The sequence below is a fragment of the Turicibacter sanguinis genome, assembly GCF_013046825.1.
Taxonomy (GTDB): Bacteria; Bacillota_I; Bacilli_A; order MOL361; family Turicibacteraceae; genus Turicibacter; species Turicibacter sanguinis.
Map to the genome: position 1 here is coordinate 2080001 of NZ_CP053187.1, position 20486 is coordinate 2100486.

At 37.2% G+C, this 20486-nt stretch carries 16 protein-coding genes, 2 rRNA genes and 1 other annotated feature (1 of these 19 cut by a window edge); all 18 genes read left to right on the forward strand.

The window, feature by feature from the left end:
* Positions 1-1728 (forward strand): 23S ribosomal RNA (locus HLK68_RS10055); it begins 1165 nt to the left of the window's first position.
* 55 nt (positions 1729-1783) lie between these two features.
* Positions 1784-1892 (forward strand): 5S ribosomal RNA (rrf, locus tag HLK68_RS10060).
* A gap of 173 nt (positions 1893-2065) precedes the next feature.
* A complete protein-coding gene (hemA, locus tag HLK68_RS10065) occupies positions 2066-3301 on the forward strand; it encodes a glutamyl-tRNA reductase (protein WP_006783543.1) in 1236 nt (411 codons plus the stop codon).
* A gap of 17 nt (positions 3302-3318) precedes the next feature.
* The gene (gene hemL / locus HLK68_RS10070) at positions 3319-4614 is read left to right on the forward strand and encodes a glutamate-1-semialdehyde 2,1-aminomutase (RefSeq protein WP_006783544.1); all 1296 of its coding nucleotides are present in this window, start codon (positions 3319-3321) and stop codon (positions 4612-4614) included.
* A gap of 69 nt (positions 4615-4683) precedes the next feature.
* Positions 4684-5463 carry a sirohydrochlorin cobaltochelatase gene (locus HLK68_RS10075; RefSeq protein WP_006783545.1) on the forward strand — a complete coding sequence of 260 codons (780 nt, stop codon included), beginning with the start codon at positions 4684-4686 and terminating at the stop codon, positions 5461-5463.
* 1 nt (position 5464) lies between these two features.
* Complete coding sequence (gene hemC, locus HLK68_RS10080) at positions 5465-6370, forward strand: hydroxymethylbilane synthase (RefSeq protein WP_006783546.1); 906 nt, start codon at positions 5465-5467, stop codon at positions 6368-6370.
* Positions 6360-7868, forward strand: a complete 1509-nt coding sequence (gene cobA / locus HLK68_RS10085) for a uroporphyrinogen-III C-methyltransferase (RefSeq protein ID WP_006783547.1) — start codon at positions 6360-6362, stop codon at positions 7866-7868. The genes hemC and cobA overlap by 11 nt, the downstream gene beginning before the upstream one ends.
* Before the next feature lies 1 nt (position 7869).
* Positions 7870-8841, forward strand: coding sequence for a porphobilinogen synthase (gene hemB / locus HLK68_RS10090; protein WP_006783548.1), 972 nt, complete (start codon positions 7870-7872; stop codon positions 8839-8841).
* Positions 8842-8927: 86 nt separating this feature from the next.
* The gene (locus HLK68_RS10095; RefSeq protein WP_006783549.1) at positions 8928-9512 is read left to right on the forward strand and encodes a precorrin-2 dehydrogenase/sirohydrochlorin ferrochelatase family protein; all 585 of its coding nucleotides are present in this window, start codon (positions 8928-8930) and stop codon (positions 9510-9512) included.
* Positions 9513-9673: 161 nt separating this feature from the next.
* Positions 9674-9895 (forward strand) — a binding site (T-box leader).
* 174 nt (positions 9896-10069) lie between these two features.
* Positions 10070-10843, forward strand: coding sequence for a transporter substrate-binding domain-containing protein (locus tag HLK68_RS10100; protein WP_006783550.1), 774 nt, complete (start codon positions 10070-10072; stop codon positions 10841-10843).
* A gap of 27 nt (positions 10844-10870) precedes the next feature.
* Entirely contained in the window at positions 10871-11557 is a 687-nt protein-coding gene (locus tag HLK68_RS10105; protein WP_006783551.1) for an amino acid ABC transporter permease, read from the forward strand.
* A complete protein-coding gene (locus HLK68_RS10110; RefSeq protein ID WP_006783552.1) occupies positions 11550-12275 on the forward strand; it encodes an amino acid ABC transporter ATP-binding protein in 726 nt (241 codons plus the stop codon). Before HLK68_RS10105 ends, HLK68_RS10110 begins: the two co-directional genes overlap by 8 nt.
* 340 nt (positions 12276-12615) lie before the next feature.
* Complete coding sequence (locus tag HLK68_RS10115) at positions 12616-13539, forward strand: phosphotransferase enzyme family protein (RefSeq protein WP_006783553.1); 924 nt, start codon at positions 12616-12618, stop codon at positions 13537-13539.
* 174 nt (positions 13540-13713) lie between these two features.
* The gene (locus tag HLK68_RS10120; protein ID WP_006783554.1) at positions 13714-14880 is read left to right on the forward strand and encodes an SIS domain-containing protein; all 1167 of its coding nucleotides are present in this window, start codon (positions 13714-13716) and stop codon (positions 14878-14880) included.
* Entirely contained in the window at positions 14874-15743 is an 870-nt protein-coding gene (locus tag HLK68_RS10125) for a tagatose bisphosphate family class II aldolase (protein WP_006783555.1), read from the forward strand. The genes HLK68_RS10120 and HLK68_RS10125 overlap by 7 nt, the downstream gene beginning before the upstream one ends.
* A 137-nt stretch (positions 15744-15880) precedes the next feature.
* Positions 15881-17650 carry a sensor histidine kinase gene (locus HLK68_RS10130; protein WP_006783556.1) on the forward strand — a complete coding sequence of 590 codons (1770 nt, stop codon included), beginning with the start codon at positions 15881-15883 and terminating at the stop codon, positions 17648-17650.
* Positions 17651-17666: 16 nt separating this feature from the next.
* Complete coding sequence (locus tag HLK68_RS10135; protein WP_006783557.1) at positions 17667-18902, forward strand: response regulator transcription factor; 1236 nt, start codon at positions 17667-17669, stop codon at positions 18900-18902.
* 90 nt (positions 18903-18992) lie between these two features.
* Complete coding sequence (locus HLK68_RS10140; RefSeq protein WP_132942658.1) at positions 18993-20390, forward strand: carbohydrate ABC transporter substrate-binding protein; 1398 nt, start codon at positions 18993-18995, stop codon at positions 20388-20390.
* Positions 20391-20486 lie beyond the last annotated feature (96 nt).

Below are 20486 nucleotides of genomic sequence, written 5' to 3' on the forward strand. Positions count from 1 at the left end.
CCGGGGCTAAACGGACCGCCGAAGCTGCGGATTGACACTTAGGTGTCAGTGGTAGGAGAGCGTTCTAACAGCGGAGAAGCAGTACCGGAAGGAGCTGTGGAGCGGTTAGAAGTGAGAATGCCGGTGTGAGTAGCGAAAGATAGGTGAGAATCCTATCCATCGAAAGCCTAAGGTTTCCAGGGGAAGGCTCGTCCGCCCTGGGTAAGTCGGGACCTAAGGTGAGGCCGAAAGGCGTAGCCGATGGACAACAGGTTGATATTCCTGTACCACTTATTAAACTGATGGAGTGACGGAGAAGGCTAAGTTGAGCGTGTTAATGGATTCACGTGTAAGCAGTGAGGTGGTCATGTAGGCAAATCCGCATGGCATAACATTGAGCTGTGATGCCGAAGCCGTATGGCGAAGTCAACTGATGTCACGCTTCCAAGAAAAGCTTCTAGGGTTAATTTAGTAAGTGCCCGTACCGATAACCGACACAGGTAGGCGAGGAGAGAATCCTAAGATGAGCGAGAGAACTCTTGTTAAGGAACTCGGCAAAATGACCCCGTAACTTCGGGAGAAGGGGTGCTTGTGAAAGCAAGCCGCAGTGAATAGGCCCAGGCGACTGTTTATCAAAAACACAGGTCTCTGCTAAACCGCAAGGTGATGTATAGGGGCTGACGCCTGCCCGGTGCTGGAAGGTTAAGAGGAGAGGTTAGCGCAAGCGAAGCTTTGAATTGAAGCCCCAGTAAACGGCGGCCGTAACTATAACGGTCCTAAGGTAGCGAAATTCCTTGTCGGGTAAGTTCCGACCCGCACGAAAGGCGTAACGATCTGGGCGCTGTCTCAACAAGAGACTCGGTGAAATCATAGTACCTGTGAAGATGCAGGTTACCCGCGACAGGACGGAAAGACCCCGTGGAGCTTTACTGTAGCTTGATATTGAGCACTGGTGACACATGTACAGGATAGGTAGGAGACGAAGAAGCCAGGACGCCAGTCTTGGTGGAGTCGCTGTTGGGATACTACCCTTGTGTTACTGGGGTTCTAACCCGTGGCCATGATCTGGTCAGGGAACAGTGTCAGGTGGGCAGTTTGACTGGGGCGGTCGCCTCCCAAAGAGTAACGGAGGCGCCCAAAGGTTCCCTCAGAATGGTTGGAAATCATTCGAAGAGTGTAAAGGCAGAAGGGAGCTTGACTGCGAGACCTACAAGTCGAGCAGGGACGAAAGTCGGGCTTAGTGATCCGGCGGTACCGAATGGAAGGGCCGTCGCTCAACGGATAAAAGCTACCCCGGGGATAACAGGCTGATCTCCCCCAAGAGTTCACATCGACGGGGAGGTTTGGCACCTCGATGTCGGCTCATCGCATCCTGGGGCTGTAGTCGGTCCCAAGGGTTGGGCTGTTCGCCCATTAAAGCGGTACGCGAGCTGGGTTCAGAACGTCGTGAGACAGTTCGGTCCCTATCCGTCGTGGGCGTAGGAAATTTGAGAGGAGCTGTCCTTAGTACGAGAGGACCGGGATGGACACACCGCTGGTGTACCAGTTGTTCTGCCAGGAGCATAGCTGGGTAGCTACGTGTGGACGGGATAAACGCTGAAAGCATCTAAGCGTGAAGCCCCCCTCAAGATGAGATTTCCCATTCGAAAGAAGTAAGATCCCTTGAAGACGACAAGGTAGATAGGTCAGAAGTGGAAGTGTGGTGACACATGGAGCGGACTGATACTAATCGATCGAGGACTTAACCAAAGAAACTGAAGAAGATATCTAGTTTTGGAAGATTAACGAAAGAATCTCCAAAAGGTCTAGTGACGATGGCAAGGAGGGCACACCTGTTCCCATACCGAACACAGAAGTTAAGCTCCTTAGCGCCGAGGGTAGTACGCAAGTGCGAGAGTAGGACGTTGCTGGGCCAAAAATTTATTAACATCCTTATTAGGGTGTTTTTTTTTATTTTTTTAAATATAATTTTATTCTAATGATCAAAGTTTTCCTTTAAATGAAATGAAATTTACAAATAAAGTTTACTTGGGGTATACTAGTATTGAACTTATTAAATAAGAGTACATACCAATGGAGGTTAGTTATGGATGTAGCAGTTATAGGTGTCAATCATCACTTGGCTCCAATACAGATTAGGGAAAAAGTTTCATTTACAGATTCTCAAAAAATAGAAGCTATAAATGTTTTGTTGGATCAGGCTATCAATGAAATTGTTATTTTATCTACATGCAATAGAAGTGAAATTTACATTCATGCTAATACAATTGACGAAAAGATTAATGTTATTAAAAATTTTTATGAAGAATTCTTTCATGATGATGAGATAAAAAATTTCCTATTTTCAAAAACGGGAGAACGGGCAATGGGTCATTTATTTGAGGTGGCATCTGGTCTAGATTCTATTGTTTTAGGTGAAGATCAAATTTTAGGACAAGTAAAAAAAGCCCATGAATTTTCTATGCAACTTGGGGCAAGTAAAAAGTATTTTAATAAACTCTTTAGAGAAGCAATTATGACCGCTAAAGAAATTAAGAATACGACTAAAATCTCTGAGCAACCTTTATCAATTAGTTATATAGCTATAAAACTTTTAAAAGAAAAAATAGGTTCGTTAAAAGGAAAGAATGCTTTAGTTATTGGGTATGGAAAGATGAGTAAATTAGCGATTACTTATCTGAATGATGAGCAGGTTAATAAGATTTATGTGGCAAATAGAAGTCACGGCAAAGTTCAGGATATTGGCGATAGGTTTACTAATGTCATGCCTATTCTATATGAAAATCGATACGATGTATTGAATGATGTTGATTTAGTTATAACAGCTACTGCCTCTCCTCATGTTATTTTAAAGCTAGAGCATATGCCAACGATTGATCATAAGATTTGCATGATGGATATTGCGCTTCCTCGCGATATTGATCCAGCTATTAAAAAAATGAATAATATTGAACTTTATGATATTGATGACTTAAAGAAAATACACGAAGAGAATGATAATAAGCGAAATGAGTTAGCACTAATTGGACGTCAAATTATTAATCGTAAAATAGAAGAGTTTCTACAGTGGCTAGAGTTAGCTAACATTGACCCAACCATTCAATCATTAAATGAAAAATGTTTGGAAATTAAATCAGATAGTTTAGATTACTTATTTAAAAAAATAAATCTGGATGCAAAAGAGAGAAAATTGATTGATAGGATGATGGAATCGGCGTTAAAACGATTAATAAGAGAGCCTATTATTAATCTAAAACAAATTGATAATAAACATAAACGTGATGAGTATATTAAGTTAATTGAGGAATTATTTGATATCTAGTATTAGGAGGCAACAGGATGATAAATATAAAATCACAGAAAATTTTTGAAGAAGCAATTGAATATATACCTGGCGGAGTTAATAGTCCCGTAAGAGCATTTAAATCAGTAGGTTTGAGTCCAATTTTTATTGATCATGCCCATGGTAGCAAGATATATGATGTAGATGGTAATGAATATATTGATTATATTTGTTCTTGGGGACCTCTAATGTTAGGCCATTCTCCGCAAGAATTAACTGATGGAATCGAAGACGTGATTAAAAAGGGGACAAGTTTTGGGGTACCAACACAAATCGAAGTTGAGATGGCCAAGATTATTGTAGATGCCTATCCAGCTATTGATCAGGTACGAATGGTTAATTCAGGAACTGAAGCGACAATGAGTGCGTTACGAGTTGCAAGAGGATATACCAATAGAAATAAGATCTTAAAGTTTGAGGGATGCTATCATGGTCATTCAGATGCACTATTAGTTCAATCTGGTTCTGGAACCATTACTTATGGGGTGCCAACAAGTCCTGGAGTGCCTGAAGATGTGGTTAAACACACTTTAGTCTGCAAATATAATGATTTAGCAGCTGTTAGACGTATTTTTGAGGAACAAGGAAATGAGATAGCCGCTGTGATTGTAGAAACTATTTCTGGTAATATGGGACTAGTTAAAGGAAAACAAGAATTCATTGAATTATTACGCGAGGTATGTACTGAATATGGAGCTGTTTTAATTTTTGATGAGGTTATTACTGGATTTAGAATTGATTATCATAGTTCTCCTGCTTATTTTAACGTTGAACCTGATATGGTTTGCTTTGGAAAAATTATTGGAGCAGGACTTCCTGTTGGTGCATACGGCGGAAAAAAAGAGATTATGAGTGTTGTATCTCCTGTCGGGCCAGTTTATCAAGCTGGAACTTTATCCGGTAACCCATTAGCTATGTATATGGGGAAAAAGAATTTAGAAATTTTAAGGGATAACCCGCAAATCTATACTGAATTAGATCGAAAAGCTCTAAAACTTGAAGAGGGAATTAAAGCTAATTTAGAGAAGCTAGGATTAGATTATACGGTAACACGTGCGGGTTCATTAGTTTGTTTATTCTTTGCTAAAGGACCTATTGAAAATTATGATGATGCTAAGCGATGCGATATCGATAGATTTAATAAGTATTTTAAAGCGTTATTAAGTCAAGGAATTTTAATTGGTCCTAGTCAATATGAAGCGATGTTCTTATCCAATGCTCATACGGATGAAGATATTGAAAAAACAATTGAAGCAAATTACGAAGCATTAAAATTGGCTCATCAAGAATGATTTATTATGTGATAAAAACCTAGTCCATTTGGCTAGGTTAATTTTTTAAAGGTTTCAAGGAGATAAATGATGAAAAAAGCTGTATTAGTTGTAAGTTATGGAACAAGCTATAAAGAAACACGAGAAAAAACAATAGAGGCTTGTGAGAAAAAAATACATAAATCTTTTAAAGATTATGATTTTTATAGGGCATATACATCTGATAAGATTATCAGTAAGATAAAAGAACGAGAAGGAGTAGAGATTCATAACCCAACTAAGGCTTTATCACAAATATTAGAAAAAGGATATGATGAAGTATTAGTGCAATCTTTGCATATTATTTGCGGAGATGAGTTTAATCAATTAAAAGAAGAGGTAGAAGCCTATCAACATAAATTCAAAAAAATTGTATTAGGGAGGCCTTTATTGTCAGTTGGTCATGATTACGAGGAGGTAGCAAAGGCTTTAGAAGATGAGTTGTTTGCCATGAATAAAGATGAGGCCGTTGTATTTATGGGACATGGGATGTCTCATAAATGTAATCAAGAGTATTTAGGAGTTGAGTCTGCTTTAAGATCGCATGGTATCAATGCTTATGTAGGAACGATTGAAGGGACGCCTAGATTAGAAGAGGTGATACCGCGATTAAAGGCTGGTCAAGTAAAGACGGTTAATTTAATGCCTATGATGTTAGTAGTAGGGTACCATGCTAAAAAAGAGATGATAGGCAATAGTCAAGATTCATGGAAAAATGTATTGGAGTCCGAAGGATTTGTTGTGAATGTTCAACTGAAAGGTCTAGGAGAGAATATTGGGATCCAAGATAAGTTTTTAAAACATGCGCAAGAGTGCTTAAAGGAGGTTTAGTATGCGAGTAGTGGTCGGTACAAGAGGAAGTAAATTAGCGCTGACGCAAACGCAATGGGTGATTGATCAGTTAAGAAAATATCATCCTGAGGTGGAATTTGAAGTTAAAATCATCAAGACAAAAGGTGATTTGATTCAACATGTTTCGTTGGATAAAATAGGAGATAAAGGGTTATTTGTAAGAGAAATAGAGCAACAATTATTAGATAAAGAAATTGATATAGCTGTTCATAGTATGAAAGATATGCCGTCAAAATTGCCCAAAGGGTTAAAGTTTGCAGCGGTTCCTAAACGCGAAGATCCACGAGATGTGCTAATCTTAAAAGATGGATATAAAACGTTAGAGGATTTGCCTAAAGGGGCTAAAATAGGAACGGGAAGTAAAAGAAGAAAGTATCAATTATTAAAATATCGACCAGATTTAGATATTTTATCGATTAGGGGAAATATTGATACGAGAATTAGAAAAATAGAGGATGAGAATTTAGATGGAATCGTACTTGCGGCTGCAGGGATATTAAGAGCGGGAATGAGTGAAATGATTAGTAGTTATATTCCAGTTGATATTATGGTGCCGGCTCCAGCTCAAGGAGCATTAGCGATTCAGATTAGGGAAGCAGATTTAGAGATTGAAGCGTTAATAGAGAGTATTAAAGATGTTGAAACTGAAATTAGGGTAGCAGCAGAAAGAGCCTTTTTAGCAGGTGTGAATGGTGGCTGTCATATTCCAATGGGAGCGTATTGTGAATTAGAAGGTGACAAGCTTAAGTTAACAGGCCTTTATGGAAGTGAGAATGGAAATTGTCTGGTGAGGAAGTGTTTAGAAGGTGGAATTGAGTCACCGATTGAGTTAGGATTAGAGGTTGCACAGTTTGTTTTAAAGGAGTATGACAATTATGAAAGGTAAGGTTTATCTTGTAGGAGCAGGGCCAGGTGATTATAAGTTATTAACGTTAAAGGGACTAGAGTGTATTCAGCAGGCAGATGTTATTGTTTATGATCGATTAGCGAATGTTCATTATTTAAAGGAAGCTAAACCCGATTGTGAGATTATTTATGTTGGCAAGGCATCTAGTGATCATACGCTACCTCAAGATGATATTAATCGTGTGATTGTTGAGAAAGCGAGGGAAGGTAAGATCGTGACACGATTAAAGGGTGGGGATCCTTATGTTTTTGGTCGTGGAGGTGAAGAGGGAGAAGCGTTAAAGTCTGAGGGAATTGAGTTTGAGGTAGTACCAGGTATTACGTCTGCTATTGGAGGACTTTGTTATGCAGGGATTCCAATTACTCATCGTGATCATGCATCGTCATTTCATGTGGTGACGGGGCATTTAAGAGCAGATGATAAGGAAAATCCTGAGATTAATTGGAATGCTTTGGCGAATATAGGCGGAACGTTAGTCTTTTTAATGGGGGTGGCTAATTTGAAAAAAATTAGCGACTGTTTAATGAGAGAAGGTAAAGATGGTAAAACACCGGTAGCGTTAATTAGTTGGGCAACACGTTTTAATCAGCGAGTGATTACTTCAACGCTTGATGAGGTTTACGATACGGCGATTAAGGAGAAGGTGAAGCCACCAACGTTGATTGTGGTGGGATCGGTTGTTGGATTGCGTGAGTCATTGAATTTCTTTGAGAATAAGCCGTTGTTTGGAAAAAATGTGATGGTGACACGTAGCCGAACTCAAAGTAGTTCGTTGGTTGAGAAGGTGATGGATTTAGGTGGAAATCCGATTGAGGTGCCAACGATTAGGATTGAGAAGATTAAGGATAATGTTGAATTAGAGCAAGCGATTAAGGAGATACAAGATTATACGTATTTAATTTTGAGTAGTCAGAATGCGGTGGATATTTTCTTTGATCAGTTAGATGAATTAGGATTTGATGCAAGGGCATTGGCTCATTTGAAGGTGTGTGCGATAGGAAGTGCAACGGCCAAGGCGGTGAAAGACCGCGGGATTAAGGCTGACTTGATTCCATCTAAATTTGTTTCAGAGGCTCTTTGTGAGGAGTTAAGAGACGTATTAAAACCTGAGGATCGAGTGTTAATTCCAAGAGCTAAGAATGCACGAGATGTTTTGGTTGAGACGTTAGGTCAAATTTGTTCCGTTCATGAGGTTCATACGTATGAAAGTGTGATGGATACAAGTATGAAAGAGGATGTCACTGAGCTATTAACCAATCATCAGGTTGACTATGTGACGTTCGCTAGTTCGGCAACGGTTAAGAATTTTGTTAAGATGTTAGGGACTGATTATTTAGAAAAATTGAATCAGACAAAGGTCATATCAATAGGACCTGTGACCTCTAAAACATTGCAAGATTTAAAAATCGAAGTATACAAGGAAGCAAAGGAAGCAAGTATTGATGCGCTTGTTGAAGCGATGATTGGAGGCCATTAGAATGTTAAGAAGACCACGTCGATTAAGAACGAGTCAAGCAATTCGAAATTTAGTAAGAGAAACGAAGTTAAATGTTGAGGATTTAATTTATCCGTTATTTATTGTCGAAGGCGAAGGAATTAAACGTGAGATTTCATCGTTACCAGATGTTTATCATTTTTCAGTAGATCAATTAGAGGCCGAAATTATAGAGTTAGGCGAACTTGGAATTGAGCATGTGATTTTATTTGGAATTCCTCATGATGAGGATAAAGATGCATGTGGAAGTGAAGGATTTAATGAAAATGGAGTAATTCAACGTGCCATTCGAAAAATTAAAGAAGTGAATCCTGCTATGAATGTCATTACAGATGTTTGTATGTGCGAGTATACAAGTCATGGACACTGTGGAATTTTAAATGAGGAAGGGTATGTTAAGAATGATGTGACCCTTGAGTATTTAACGAAGATTGCCGTGAGTCATGCGTTGGCAGGAGCAGATATGATTGCACCATCTGATATGATGGATGGACGTATTAAAGCGATTCGTGAAGGATTAGATGCAGCAGGGTTTGAGAGTATTGCGATTATGTCATACAGTGTTAAATATGCGTCAACGTTTTATGGACCGTTTCGTGAGGCGGCTAACTCTGCGCCGGCTTTTGGAGATCGAAAAACGTATCAAATGGATCCGGCTAATTCAAATGAAGCCTTAATCGAAGCAGAACTAGATGTATTAGAAGGGGCTGATATTTTAATGGTGAAGCCAGCCCTTTCTTATTTAGATGTCATTCGCCGTGTGAAGGATGAGTTTGATCTTCCATTAGCAGCCTATAATGTGAGTGGGGAGTATGCCATGTTAAAATCGGCAGTTAAAAATGGGATTTTAGCAGAGGGAGCCATTTATGAATCGGTGATGTCGATTAAACGTGCGGGAGCAGATATTATTATTACGTATTTCGCTAAAGATTTGGCAAAGATGTTAAAAAAATAAACATAAAAAGACTGATGACGCTTGCGATAGTCATCAGTTTTTTTGTGTTATAATGAGGCTATATGAAGAAATGAAGGTGATTTTTTTTGCTTTATCCGGTCAATTTAGAGTTGGATCAGTTTGAAATTGTGATTGTTGGAGGCGGTGAAGTAGCTTATCGAAAATGTAAGAACTTTCTTGAGTTTAATAAATCGGTTAAAGTCATAGCACCTCATTTTTTAGATAGTTTTTATGAGTTAGAGAATGTGGTGTTAGTGCAGGATAAGTATGATGAAAGATATATTGAAAGTAGTCAAATAGTGGTGGCAGCAACAGATAATCGGTTAGTTAATGAGGAGATTGCAAAGTATTGCCATCAACATAAAAAACTTGTGAATGTGGTAGATAATCGGATGCTTTCAAATTATATCGTTCCATCTTATGTAAAAAGAGGTGATTTACTGTTAAGTGTTTCAACGGGGGGAAAGAGCCCCGCTTTAGCGAAGAAGATTAGCCGTGAGTTAGCGGTGGAGTATGATGATTCTTATGAGGAATATGTCAATCTTTTAGGGAGTTTACGAGAAGCTATTATGAAGAGGTATGAGGATGTTGGTGTGAGGCGAAAGCTAATTAAAGAGTTGATTTCATTAGATTATGAGGCATTAAAAGAAGAAAGTAGAAAGTATTTATAAGATTAAATTTTATCAAAATTAGAGTAGTGTGTGAGCATTGTTTTGCTATATTCAGGTGCTAGAGATGAAGCTGCAGTTTAAAAATAAGTTTAAATTTTTTTAAAATTGTTCTTGATTTTTGAAATGAATTACCTTAAAATGTATTTAACAATTTGATTTGAATAAATCCTTTGACGAAGAAAGTAGCCATAAGTTAATTGCAAAGCGAGCTAGAGTAGGTGTGAGTCTAGCCAATGCTTATGTGTGAAACGCCCTTCTATGGAGATTATCACAAATATACCTCGTATAGAGTATGATAATCGGGTACTCCCCTTAATGAGCAGAGCGGATGCAAGTTTTTGTATCAATTAGAGTGGTAACGCGGTCAGTAGGTCGTCTCTTATGTTTATAAGAGATGACCTTTTTTTATAAACATAGCCACTATTAATTGATAAGATAAACTTGGATCAATAAGAGTGGTACCGCGGTTGAAAGATCGCCTCTTGATGAAAGAGGCGGTCTTTTTTAATTGTCAAAAAAAATCGATTCAAATCAATTTATACAAGGAGGAGAAAACGATGAAAAAAATGTTAATGATTTTAGGTTTAATGTTAGTGGGCGTGGTAGGATGTTCACAAAATGGTGTGAGTGTTGAAAGTATCGAAAAGAACGGAAGTTTATTAGTCGGGTTATCGGCAGATTATCCACCTTTTGAATCAGTAAAAATGATTGATGGAAAGGAGACGTTAGTTGGATTTGATGTCATGTTAGCAGAAGAAATTGCGAATGAGTTGGGTGTTAAAGTTGAGTTTAAGCAAATGGATTTTAGTGGTTTAGTAGGAGCTTTACAAGCGAGTCAGGTTGATATGGTTATTTCAGGGATGAGTCCTGATGAGGAGCGTCAAAAGCAAGTTGATTTCTCAGATCTTTATTATACAGGGGAAAATGCTGTGTTAATTAGAACTGAAAGTGTTGACTCAATTAAGTCGGAAGATGATTTAAAAGGGATTAAAATTGGGACACAATTAGGAAGTGTACAGTCACCAATTGCTTATGAGTTAACTGAGAATGTTAAAGAGTTAGCAACAACTCAAGCGATTGTATTAGAGTTAAGTAATGGGAATCTTGATGCGGTGATTGTTGGAAAAGAAATTGCGAATCGTTACGCTGAGCAGTTTGAAAATGTAGAAGTGGCTGATTTAAAAGTTTCATCTGAGGAGTATATGGCAGTTGCGATGCCAAAAGGTTCAACAGATTTAGTTGAGAAAGTGAATGAGGTTATCGCGAGTTTAAAAGCGAACGGTAAGTTAGATGAGATGTTAGAAGAGGCGATTACAATTTCAAATCAATAATGATTTTAGGGAGTGCAGGTGAGAAAAATGAGTTTTGAATTTTTAGTTGATTATTATCCGATGTTGTTAAAGGGAACGGGTGTGACGATTGCGTTAGCATTGATTACCGTATTCTTTGGAACGCTTATTGGAATTTTGGTTTCGTTGACAAAGTTTAATGCTAAAGGGATGCTCGGAAAAGTTTTAAGTAAGCTAGCCGATGCCTATGTGGCCTTTTTTAGGGGAACACCATTAATGATTCAATTGTTTATTTTATGGTTTGGGGTGCCACAGTTATTGCATACACGTTATCCATCGTTTGGATGGATTTCAGCTGAGTTTTTAGTTGGAGCCATTGCTTTAGCGATTAATTCAGGGGCTTATGTATCAGAGATTTTTAGAGCTGGAATTCAAGCGGTTGATAAAGGGCAATTTGAAGCGGGGCGTTCACTTGGTTTAAGTGAGAAACAAACGTTAAAGCATGTCATTTTACCACAGGCAGTGAAAAATATTTTACCGGCACTTGGAAATGAATTTGTTGTCATTATTAAGGAATCAGCAATTGTGTCAGTGATCGGACTACGCGATTTAATGTATAATTCAGATATGATTCAAGCGGCAACGTTTAATGCTTTTGGTGTTTATGTGGTCGCGGCGGTGATTTATTTTATTTTAACGGCGTCATGTTCAAAATTATTATCTGTTTTAGAAGGGAGATTACATCAAGATGCTTAAAGTTTGTGGGTTATCAAAATCTTTTCATGGTAAAAAAATCCTCAACTCTATTAATTTAGAGATTAAAGAGGGAGAAATTATTGCGATTATCGGACCTTCTGGATCAGGAAAATCGACGTTATTACGTTGCTTAAATTTATTGGAGGTTCCTGAGGAAGGAGAAGTGTTATTTGAGGGAACAAATTTATTAGATCCAAAGACTGATTTAAATCAAGTTCGTGAACAAATCGGGATGGTCTTTCAAAACTTTCATTTATTCCCGCATATGACGGTTGGAAAAAATATTACATTAGCGTTAAAGTTATTAAAGAAAATGGATGATAAGTCAGCGGATGAGATTGCACTTAATTTGTTAACACGTGTTGGACTTGCCGATAAGTTTGATGCGTATCCATCTAAGTTATCAGGTGGACAAAAGCAACGTGTGGCCATTGCGAGATCACTAGCTTTAAATCCGAAGTTAATGTTATTTGATGAACCTACCTCAGCACTTGATCCTGAGATGGTGAAAGAAGTATTAGATGTCATGAAAGAACTAGGAGAAGGTGGCATGACAATGGCGATTGTCACTCATGAGATGGGATTTGCCAGAAATGTAGCAACACGTGCCATCTTTATTGATGAAGGTCAAATTCTAGAAGATACGAAGCCGGAAGTATTATTTACGTCACCAACTCATCCCCGTACAAAAGAGTTTTTAGCGAAAGTTATGTATTAAGATGAAACCACCCGACTCAATCGGGTGGTTTTTTTCATGCATAAAAAAAGAGTTGAACATTCAACTCTTTTGCATAGAGGAGCTATTTTAGAAATTTAATGAACTGTTAAAAGCTTTGGCCTAGGTTAAGGGATAAAGGGTAACGAGGAAGGCACAGACTCTATTTTTGATGAAAGGGTGAGAAGGTTGTGTAAAAAGGATGAGTGTATAAAATAAGAGGGCGTAAGTGCGGCATAGTAAAAAGATATCTCCTTAAGGAAATGGTTATTTAGGGTTATGACTAAGGTGGAGGAGATATTCTTAGAAGTGATATAATAGCAGTAGTTTAGGAGGTTTAGAGATGGAGACACAACAGCTATTAAAAACGTTAACGTTATATTTTGATGGAAAGTGTGAGATTTTGCATGGTTCATCTGGCATGAATAATCTGACAAGGTTCATTCGCCAGGAGAGTGGAGAATATGTGATGCGGGTGTATCAAAATCATGCGGATGTTTCGAGGATTTTGGTTGAACAGGCAGTGCTTGATCAGCTTCAAGTGTTGCCAGTTCCTCGAATTGTTTTGACGAAGGATGGTCAAACGATGGCTAAGGTGGGGGAGAAATTAGCGGTTGTGTTTGAGTTTAAGAAGGGTCAGAATTTAAAGTTAGAGCGTATTGATCAGTATGTTGCGTATGGAAAAATGGTGGGACAACTGAGTGTGAAGCTACGGGATGTATTTGTAGGTGAGGGAGAGTATTTGCCATATTATGAGCTTGAGAAATCGTATCCTATGGTGAAGGCAACCGGGTTGGTACAGGAGTTGTTAGAAGAAGTGAAGGGATTGATGGCGCAATTTAAGGCGTTACCTCATCAGTTGATTCATGGGGATATTAATTGTTCGAATATGCTAATGGATGATTTGGGGATGCCATGTGCCATTTTGGATTTTGAGTTTGTAACATGGGATTTAAGAGCGATGGAAGTAGCGATTTGTTTATCGGAGTTATTGCAAGAGGATGATTATTTTAATGGATTAAAGGCATTTTGTGAGGGGTATAAGTCAGTGGTTTCATTAACTGAAGCGGAGATTTTAATGATTCCATGGTTGATTAGGCTGAGAAGATTAGATGTGATGCTTCATTTTTTAGAGCGTCATGAGCGTGGGATTGAAACAGAGGCTATTGAGAGCGAGCTTTTTTTACAAAAACAGCTCTTATCCTTACAAAAGCAACATCAGTGGTTAGTTGATCATGGGGGCCTTTTAATGGAATATTTAAGATAGGAGTGCGCATAGTACTCCTATTTTTTTCATATAGTGAAGTGTGAGTTCATTTTAGCCTAACCTTTAGGAATGGCTATCTTTTTTTATCTATATAGGAGTCAATTTTGTCTATATAAAGTTAAATGTTTAGCGATTACAATAAAGGGGAAGGTAAAGTTTGGAAGGAGAGTTGAGATGGAAGAAAAAATTTTAGGGTATGAACAGTCGAATCTAGAAGCGTGGAATGGAATTTATACGGCGAAAGAAATTCATCAGCAGCCTGATGTGTGGTTAAAAGTCTTACACCAAATTTCAACTCATAAAGAGGTCATTCAAAGTTTCTTAGATCAGGTGTTAGAGCATGAGGATTTAGAGATTATTTTAACAGGAGCAGGAACATCAGCTTTTGCTGGTGAGGTCGTAGAGCCCTATTTACATCAGTTAACTAAAAAGTCTGTTCGTGCGATTGCAACAACAGATATTGTGGCAAATCCATTTGGCTATTTGTCGCCTGAAAAACCAACGTTATTAATTTCTTATGCTCGTTCTGGAAATAGTCCTGAGAGTGTAGCAACCGTTCAGTTAGCCAAACAATTAGTGCGCAACTTGTATCAAATTGTCATTACCTGTAATAAAGAGGGAAAATTAGCTCAGTTTGCAAGCGAGGATGAGGGCTCATTATTATTGTTAATGCCTGATGAGACAAATGATATGAGTTTTGCAATGACAAGTAGTTGCACGTCAATGATTTTAACGAATATTGCGATTTTTAATTTGAAGACATTACATAATTTACAAACTGATTTATTTAATGTGAGAGAAAATTTACTTGATTTATTTAATAATACGGACTTATTTAATGAGATTTTAACATATGACTATGATCGTTTAATTTTCTTAGGATCAGGACCACTTAAAGGTATTGCACGTGAGATGGCATTAAAGACACTTGAGTTAACAGCTGGAATTGTCAATGCAAATTACGATACACCACTAGGATTTAGACATGGACCTAAATCAGTCATTAATGATAAAACGTTGATAGTAGTGCTTAAAAATAATCAAACTTATCCAAAATACTATGATGAAGATTTAATCCGCGAGTTGTTATCAGAACGTAAGGAAAATAAAGTGTTGGTGTTATGTAATGATCACGTGGCTGATGATTCTGTTTATTTCGGACGTGCGATTAAAAATAATGTGATTTTAGGAATGCAGTATTTAGCATTTGGACAAATTTTGGCTCTTAAGAAGTCGTTAAGTTTAGGGATTACGCCTGATAATCCTTGTCCGACGGGAGAGGTTAATCGCGTGGTAAAAGGAGTTACGATTTATCAATTTAAGGAGGAAAAAGGATGTTAATAAATACGAAAGAAATGTTAATCGAGGCACAACGCCATGGTTATGCCATTCCAGCCTTTAATATCCATAATTTAGAGACCATCCAAACAGTTGTTGAAACAGCGAATCGTTTGCATTCACCGGTTATTTTAGCGGCAACTCCTGGAACAGTGAAATATGCAGGAGGCGAAAATTTAATCGCGATTACAGAAGCGATGGCGAAGAAAGTCAATGTGCCAATTACGTTTCATTTAGATCATCATGAGAATGTGGAGGATATTAAAGCGTTAATTGAACTTGGGTGTCGTTCAGTTATGATTGATGCCTCAAAGCATCCGTTTGAAGAAAATATTGAGATTGTACGTGATGTTGTTAATTTTGCTAAAAAATATGGAGCCACAGTTGAAGCAGAGCTTGGAAAGCTTGGAGGACGTGAAGATGATTTAGTGGTAGAGGACGCAGATGCGTTCTTAACTGATCCTAAAGAAGCACAGATTTTTGTTCGTGAAACAGGGATTGACTCGTTAGCAGTTGCGATTGGAACGGCTCATGGAATGTATAAAAGCACACCTAAACTAGATTTTAAACGATTAGCACAAATTCGTCAGGTCATTGATATTCCACTTGTGTTACATGGGGCATCAGGTGTTCCAACAGAGATGGTTCAAGAGGCGATTAATTTAGGAATTTGTAAAGTGAATGTCGCAACAGAGCTTAAAAATATTTTCAGTGAAAGTTTAAAGATTTATTTTAATGAGCATCCCGATGCGACGGACCCACGCTATTATTTCTTACCTGCCAAAGAAAAAATGGGTGAGTTAGTGGCGACAAAAATCGCCATGTGTGGTTCAAATTTAGAAGAGGTTACTAAAAATGTAGGTTAAATAGATTAAAAAGAGCATACAATGAGTTGTGCTCTTTTTTTTATGTCATTCTTTTAGTAAAGACTAAGGTAATAAAATGGAAAATTTGTGCAGGTTATGATAAAATAAAGAAAGCGCTACTAAAAGAGGGGAGTCGAATGAAAAAGTTAGAATGGGGAAGGCAATATTATATTGTCAGAGAGAAACTTGAACTTTTGTTTCGAAAGTTTAGTATTTATAAGCGGTTGATAACAGTTATGTTATTAGTCTCAATTGCGCCGATTGTGATGATTGGCAGTATTTCAATCCATATCATTTATGGATCGATTCGTTCTAATTATGTGAATCATATTGAGAGTACGAATGAGATTTTAGCAGATAATTTATCCTTATTTATTCAAGATGTTGAAAGTTTTGGAACGCAACTTTTGTTTTCATCCACGATTCGCCAAGGGCTTCAAAAATCAGAGGGGATGACTCTTAATGAGCAAGTTCAATTTATACGTGAAGTCGAACAAATCATCTCACAAAATTATTCTTTGTTGACGTTAGCGGCGGATATTTCAATTTTGAATGTAAATAAGGATTTTTTATATGCTCAAGGTTATCGATATGTTAATACGGATTTCATGATTAACTGTATCGAAGAACTTGAAGAGAGTGGAAAATCATCTCTGAAGAAAAGTTTTTATAGTCGAGATGGACGATATATCGGTATTATTTTGAAGATAACCAATGGCAATCCGCATACACCGATGGGATATTTATTCATTGCGATTGATGAGATAAGGATGCAAAATATTTTAGAAAAAGGGATGATTAGTGGTGTAGGTGGTTTGATGTTGCTTGATTTAGAGGGGGATGTGGTAACCTCGATTGGGCAACCCACTCATTTTGATTTAGATGAGTTTTTGAAGCAATGCTATTTGAAGGGGGATTATAAGGGAACTAAGATGTTTACTTATAACCTCGTGAGTTACAAGTATGTCAGTTATAATGATTGGTATTTGATTTCAAGTACACCAAATACGTATATTTTAAGTGAAGTTTTAAAAGTGGTAAAGTCACTTTTAATTGGCATTATAGTTTTGATTGTCATCGTAACTTTGATTTCGTTTTTGCTGTGGCAAAGTATTATTAGACCGTTGAATCGATTGATTATGACGATGAAAAGTATAAATACGATCGAACTGACAGACCCTCAACGTGAGGATGGAAATGACGAGATGACGTATTTGTACAAAGAGTTTAATATTATGATTCAATTTATTAAAGATTTGATTTCAGATATGAATGAGACGAATGAAAGTCAAAGGCGACTTGAACTTAAAATGTTACAGGCTCAGATTAACCCACACTTTTTATTTAATACGTTAAATTCAATAAAGTGGATGGCAGAAATGTCGAATGTTAAGACCATTAGCAATACGATTGGGGCTTTAAGTCGATTGTTGCAGGCAACGATTAGTGATACCAATGAATTGATTCCAATTAGTCAAGAACTTCAAAATGTAGAGGATTATATGACGATTCAAAGAAATCGTTATGGAGATACGTTTCATTTTACGGTGGATATTGAAGTAGATTGTTTAGATTATAAAATTACACGTTTTATCTTGCAGCCCATCGTTGAAAATAGTTTATTGCATGGTTTGAATGAGGAAGAGGATTTAAAAATTACGATTAAGGTGCGAGATATGCTCAATTGGATTTATTTATATGTTGAAGATAATGGAGCAGGATTTGATGTAGAAAAGGTGTTAGAGAAGAAGTCGAAGGAGAAGTTAGACGGAAAATTATCTTCAATTGGAATGATTAATGTCATTGAACGAATTAATCTTTGTTATCAATCAGAGGGAGATATTAAGATTTTAAGTCGTTTAAATGAAGGCACGACAGTAGTTATTAAAATACCTAAGCAGTTATAATTGGGGGGGGCTAGTCATGTTAAATATTTTAATTGTTGATGATGAACAAATTGTAAGGATTTATTTACAAAGTGTAATAAATTGGCAAGAAGAAGGATGTAAGGTGGTTGGGGTTTGCAAAAATGGAGCAGAGGCACTTGCATTCTTAAAAAACAATCAGGTTGACGTTGTCTTAACAGACTTAAAAATGCCAAAAATGAACGGCATAGAATTAATGGCAGAAATGAAGGCAAGAAATATGGAAACTAAGGTGATTGTATTGAGCAATCATAGCGATTATGATTTGGTCCGTCAGGCGATGAAATTAGGGGCAATGGATTATTTTATTAAGATTAATTTACGAACAGAGGATTTAATTAACTTAATTAAACAGATTAAAGTTGAATTGAATGAGAAGCAGTTAAAAAAACGTAAATTAGAAGAAGATGAAAAAAATGAGGTTCATCATTTTAAAATAGGGAGAAAAAGTTTTTTAACAACCGTTTTAAAAGGGGACATTTATTATAGTGAGGATGAACTTGATCGGTATGTGAAGATGTATCATTTATTTGAACCGCAACTGAGTTTATATCGCTTAAGAGTGAAAGAAAATGACAAGATTGAAGATGATCAATTTCCGTATATTGATGCCATTATTAGGGAGCAATTTAGGGGATTTGATTTTGATGTGGTCCATATTAATCATGAGAAAGTACTTATTATTTTATATGAGCGAGAAGTGTTAGAAGATCTGATTATAACCGATCGTTGGATTAAGGTTGTGAGAAGTGTTCGTAATTATTTAAATACCGATTTACAAGCTTCAAAACGAGTCGTGATTGATTCGAGAGTTAAGTTGGCTGCTTGTACGAAGCTATTTCAAGATCAAGTAAGACCGGATCAACAGATTTCCCTTATTTCTGATGAGGAGTTGGCCCATTATCGACCTGAGGTCCAATTGGTCCTTGCGTATATTCATGAACATTATGTCGAACGAATTACACTTCAGGAACTAGCAGATTATGCGTGTTTGAATGAGGCCTATTTGAGTCGTATTTTTAAGATTGAAACACATAAAACGCTGAATAATTATTTGAATGAACTAAGAATTTCTAAGGCAAAGCAGTTACTAAAAAAACGTGACATAAAAGTGAAAGAAGTTGCGCAGTTAGTTGGAATTAAGGATCAACTTTATTTTAATCGTGTGTTTAAGAAGTTTTGTGGAGAAAATCCCACCGAGTATCAAGAACGGGTCAAAAAAGTCCATTTCTAAGTCAGTTTAAGTTATTTTAATTTTTGGGGATTAATCTTAGAATAATGATGTAAGCGATTTTAATCTATCTTAAATAAGGGGGATTTAGAAATGAAGAAAAAGCTATTGGGTGCATTATCTGCTAGTTTGATGATGTCATTATTGTTAGTCGGATGTTCAGGATCAAACGATGCAACGACGACAAAACCTGAGGGAGAAACATCAGAGCAAACACCAACACAAGAGGAAACAACATCAACAGATGAGAAGCAAGAAGTTTTAAAAGTCGCAGTATTTGAAGGGGGCTATGGTAAAGCGTTTTGGGAAGAAGTTGCCAAACGTTTTGAAGCCGATTATCCAGATGTAACCGTTGAGTTAACTGCAAGTCCAAAAATCGGAGATGTGATTCGTCCTCAATTAGCGGCTGGAAATGCTCCAGATTTCATTTATTTTGCCTCAACAAATGAATCAGGTGTTGCACAAGCGTTAATTAAAGACAAAAAGTTAGCAGATTTAAGTGACGTATTTTCACAACCAGCACCTGGGGAATCAACACCAATTAAAGATAAAATGTTACCAGGATTCTTAGATAATAAATTAACAGCCCCTTATGGAGATGGAACCGTTTATTTAGCTCCCCTTTATTACAATGTAACAGGCCTTTGGTATAACAGTGCATTATTTGCAGAAAAAGGATGGGAAGCTCCAAATACTTGGGATGAGTTCTTTGCTTTAGGAGATGCTGCTGCATTAGAAGGATTAAGCTTATTTACATACCAAGGGATGTATCCAGGATATAATGAATCCATTGTATGGCCAGCCATTGCGGGAGCAGCAGGCACAGAAGCAGTTGAGAATATTTTCTCTTATGCTGATGGAGCATGGGAAGATGAAAATGTCGTAAAAGCTCTAGAAATTTTCCAACAAATTGCTGAAGGTGATTATTTATTAAAAGGGACGGTTGCCATGAATCATACCCAAGCACAAACCGAACATTTAAAAGGTAGTGCTCTATTCTTGCCAAATGGTAACTGGTATGAAGATGAAATGAAAGATGCCATTCAAGAAGGTTGGGAATGGGGATTCATGACATATCCAGTGTTTAATGAAGGAGATACTCGCTATGTTGCGACCGGGATTGAAGAAATGTATATTCCATCTGATGCTGCTAATGTTGAATTAGCAAAAGAGTTCATGCGTTATTTATATAAAGATGAAATTGTTGCATTAAATGCCGAGTTGAATCATGCAGTTGTTCCAATTGAAGGTGCAGTGGAAATGGCTAAAGAATATGTTCCAGCATCTAACTATAGTAGTTTTAAAATTTTTGATGAATCAGATGTGTTGCCAATTATGGTTGGATTTGAAGTGGCGACTAATACTGAAATTAATATGAAAAATGAAGTGTTCCAACCGATTAGTTCAATTATGAATAAAGAGTTAACAGCATCTGATTGGGCTGCTAATCTAGAGGTTGCTTCAGATAAAGTACGCGAAAGCCAAGAATAATTCTAATGAAAAACCATTCTCAATAGTTGAGAGTGGTTTTTTTAGGAAAGCTTATTTTTTAGTAGAGATTTTTTCTAGCAACGTTCTTTTTTATTT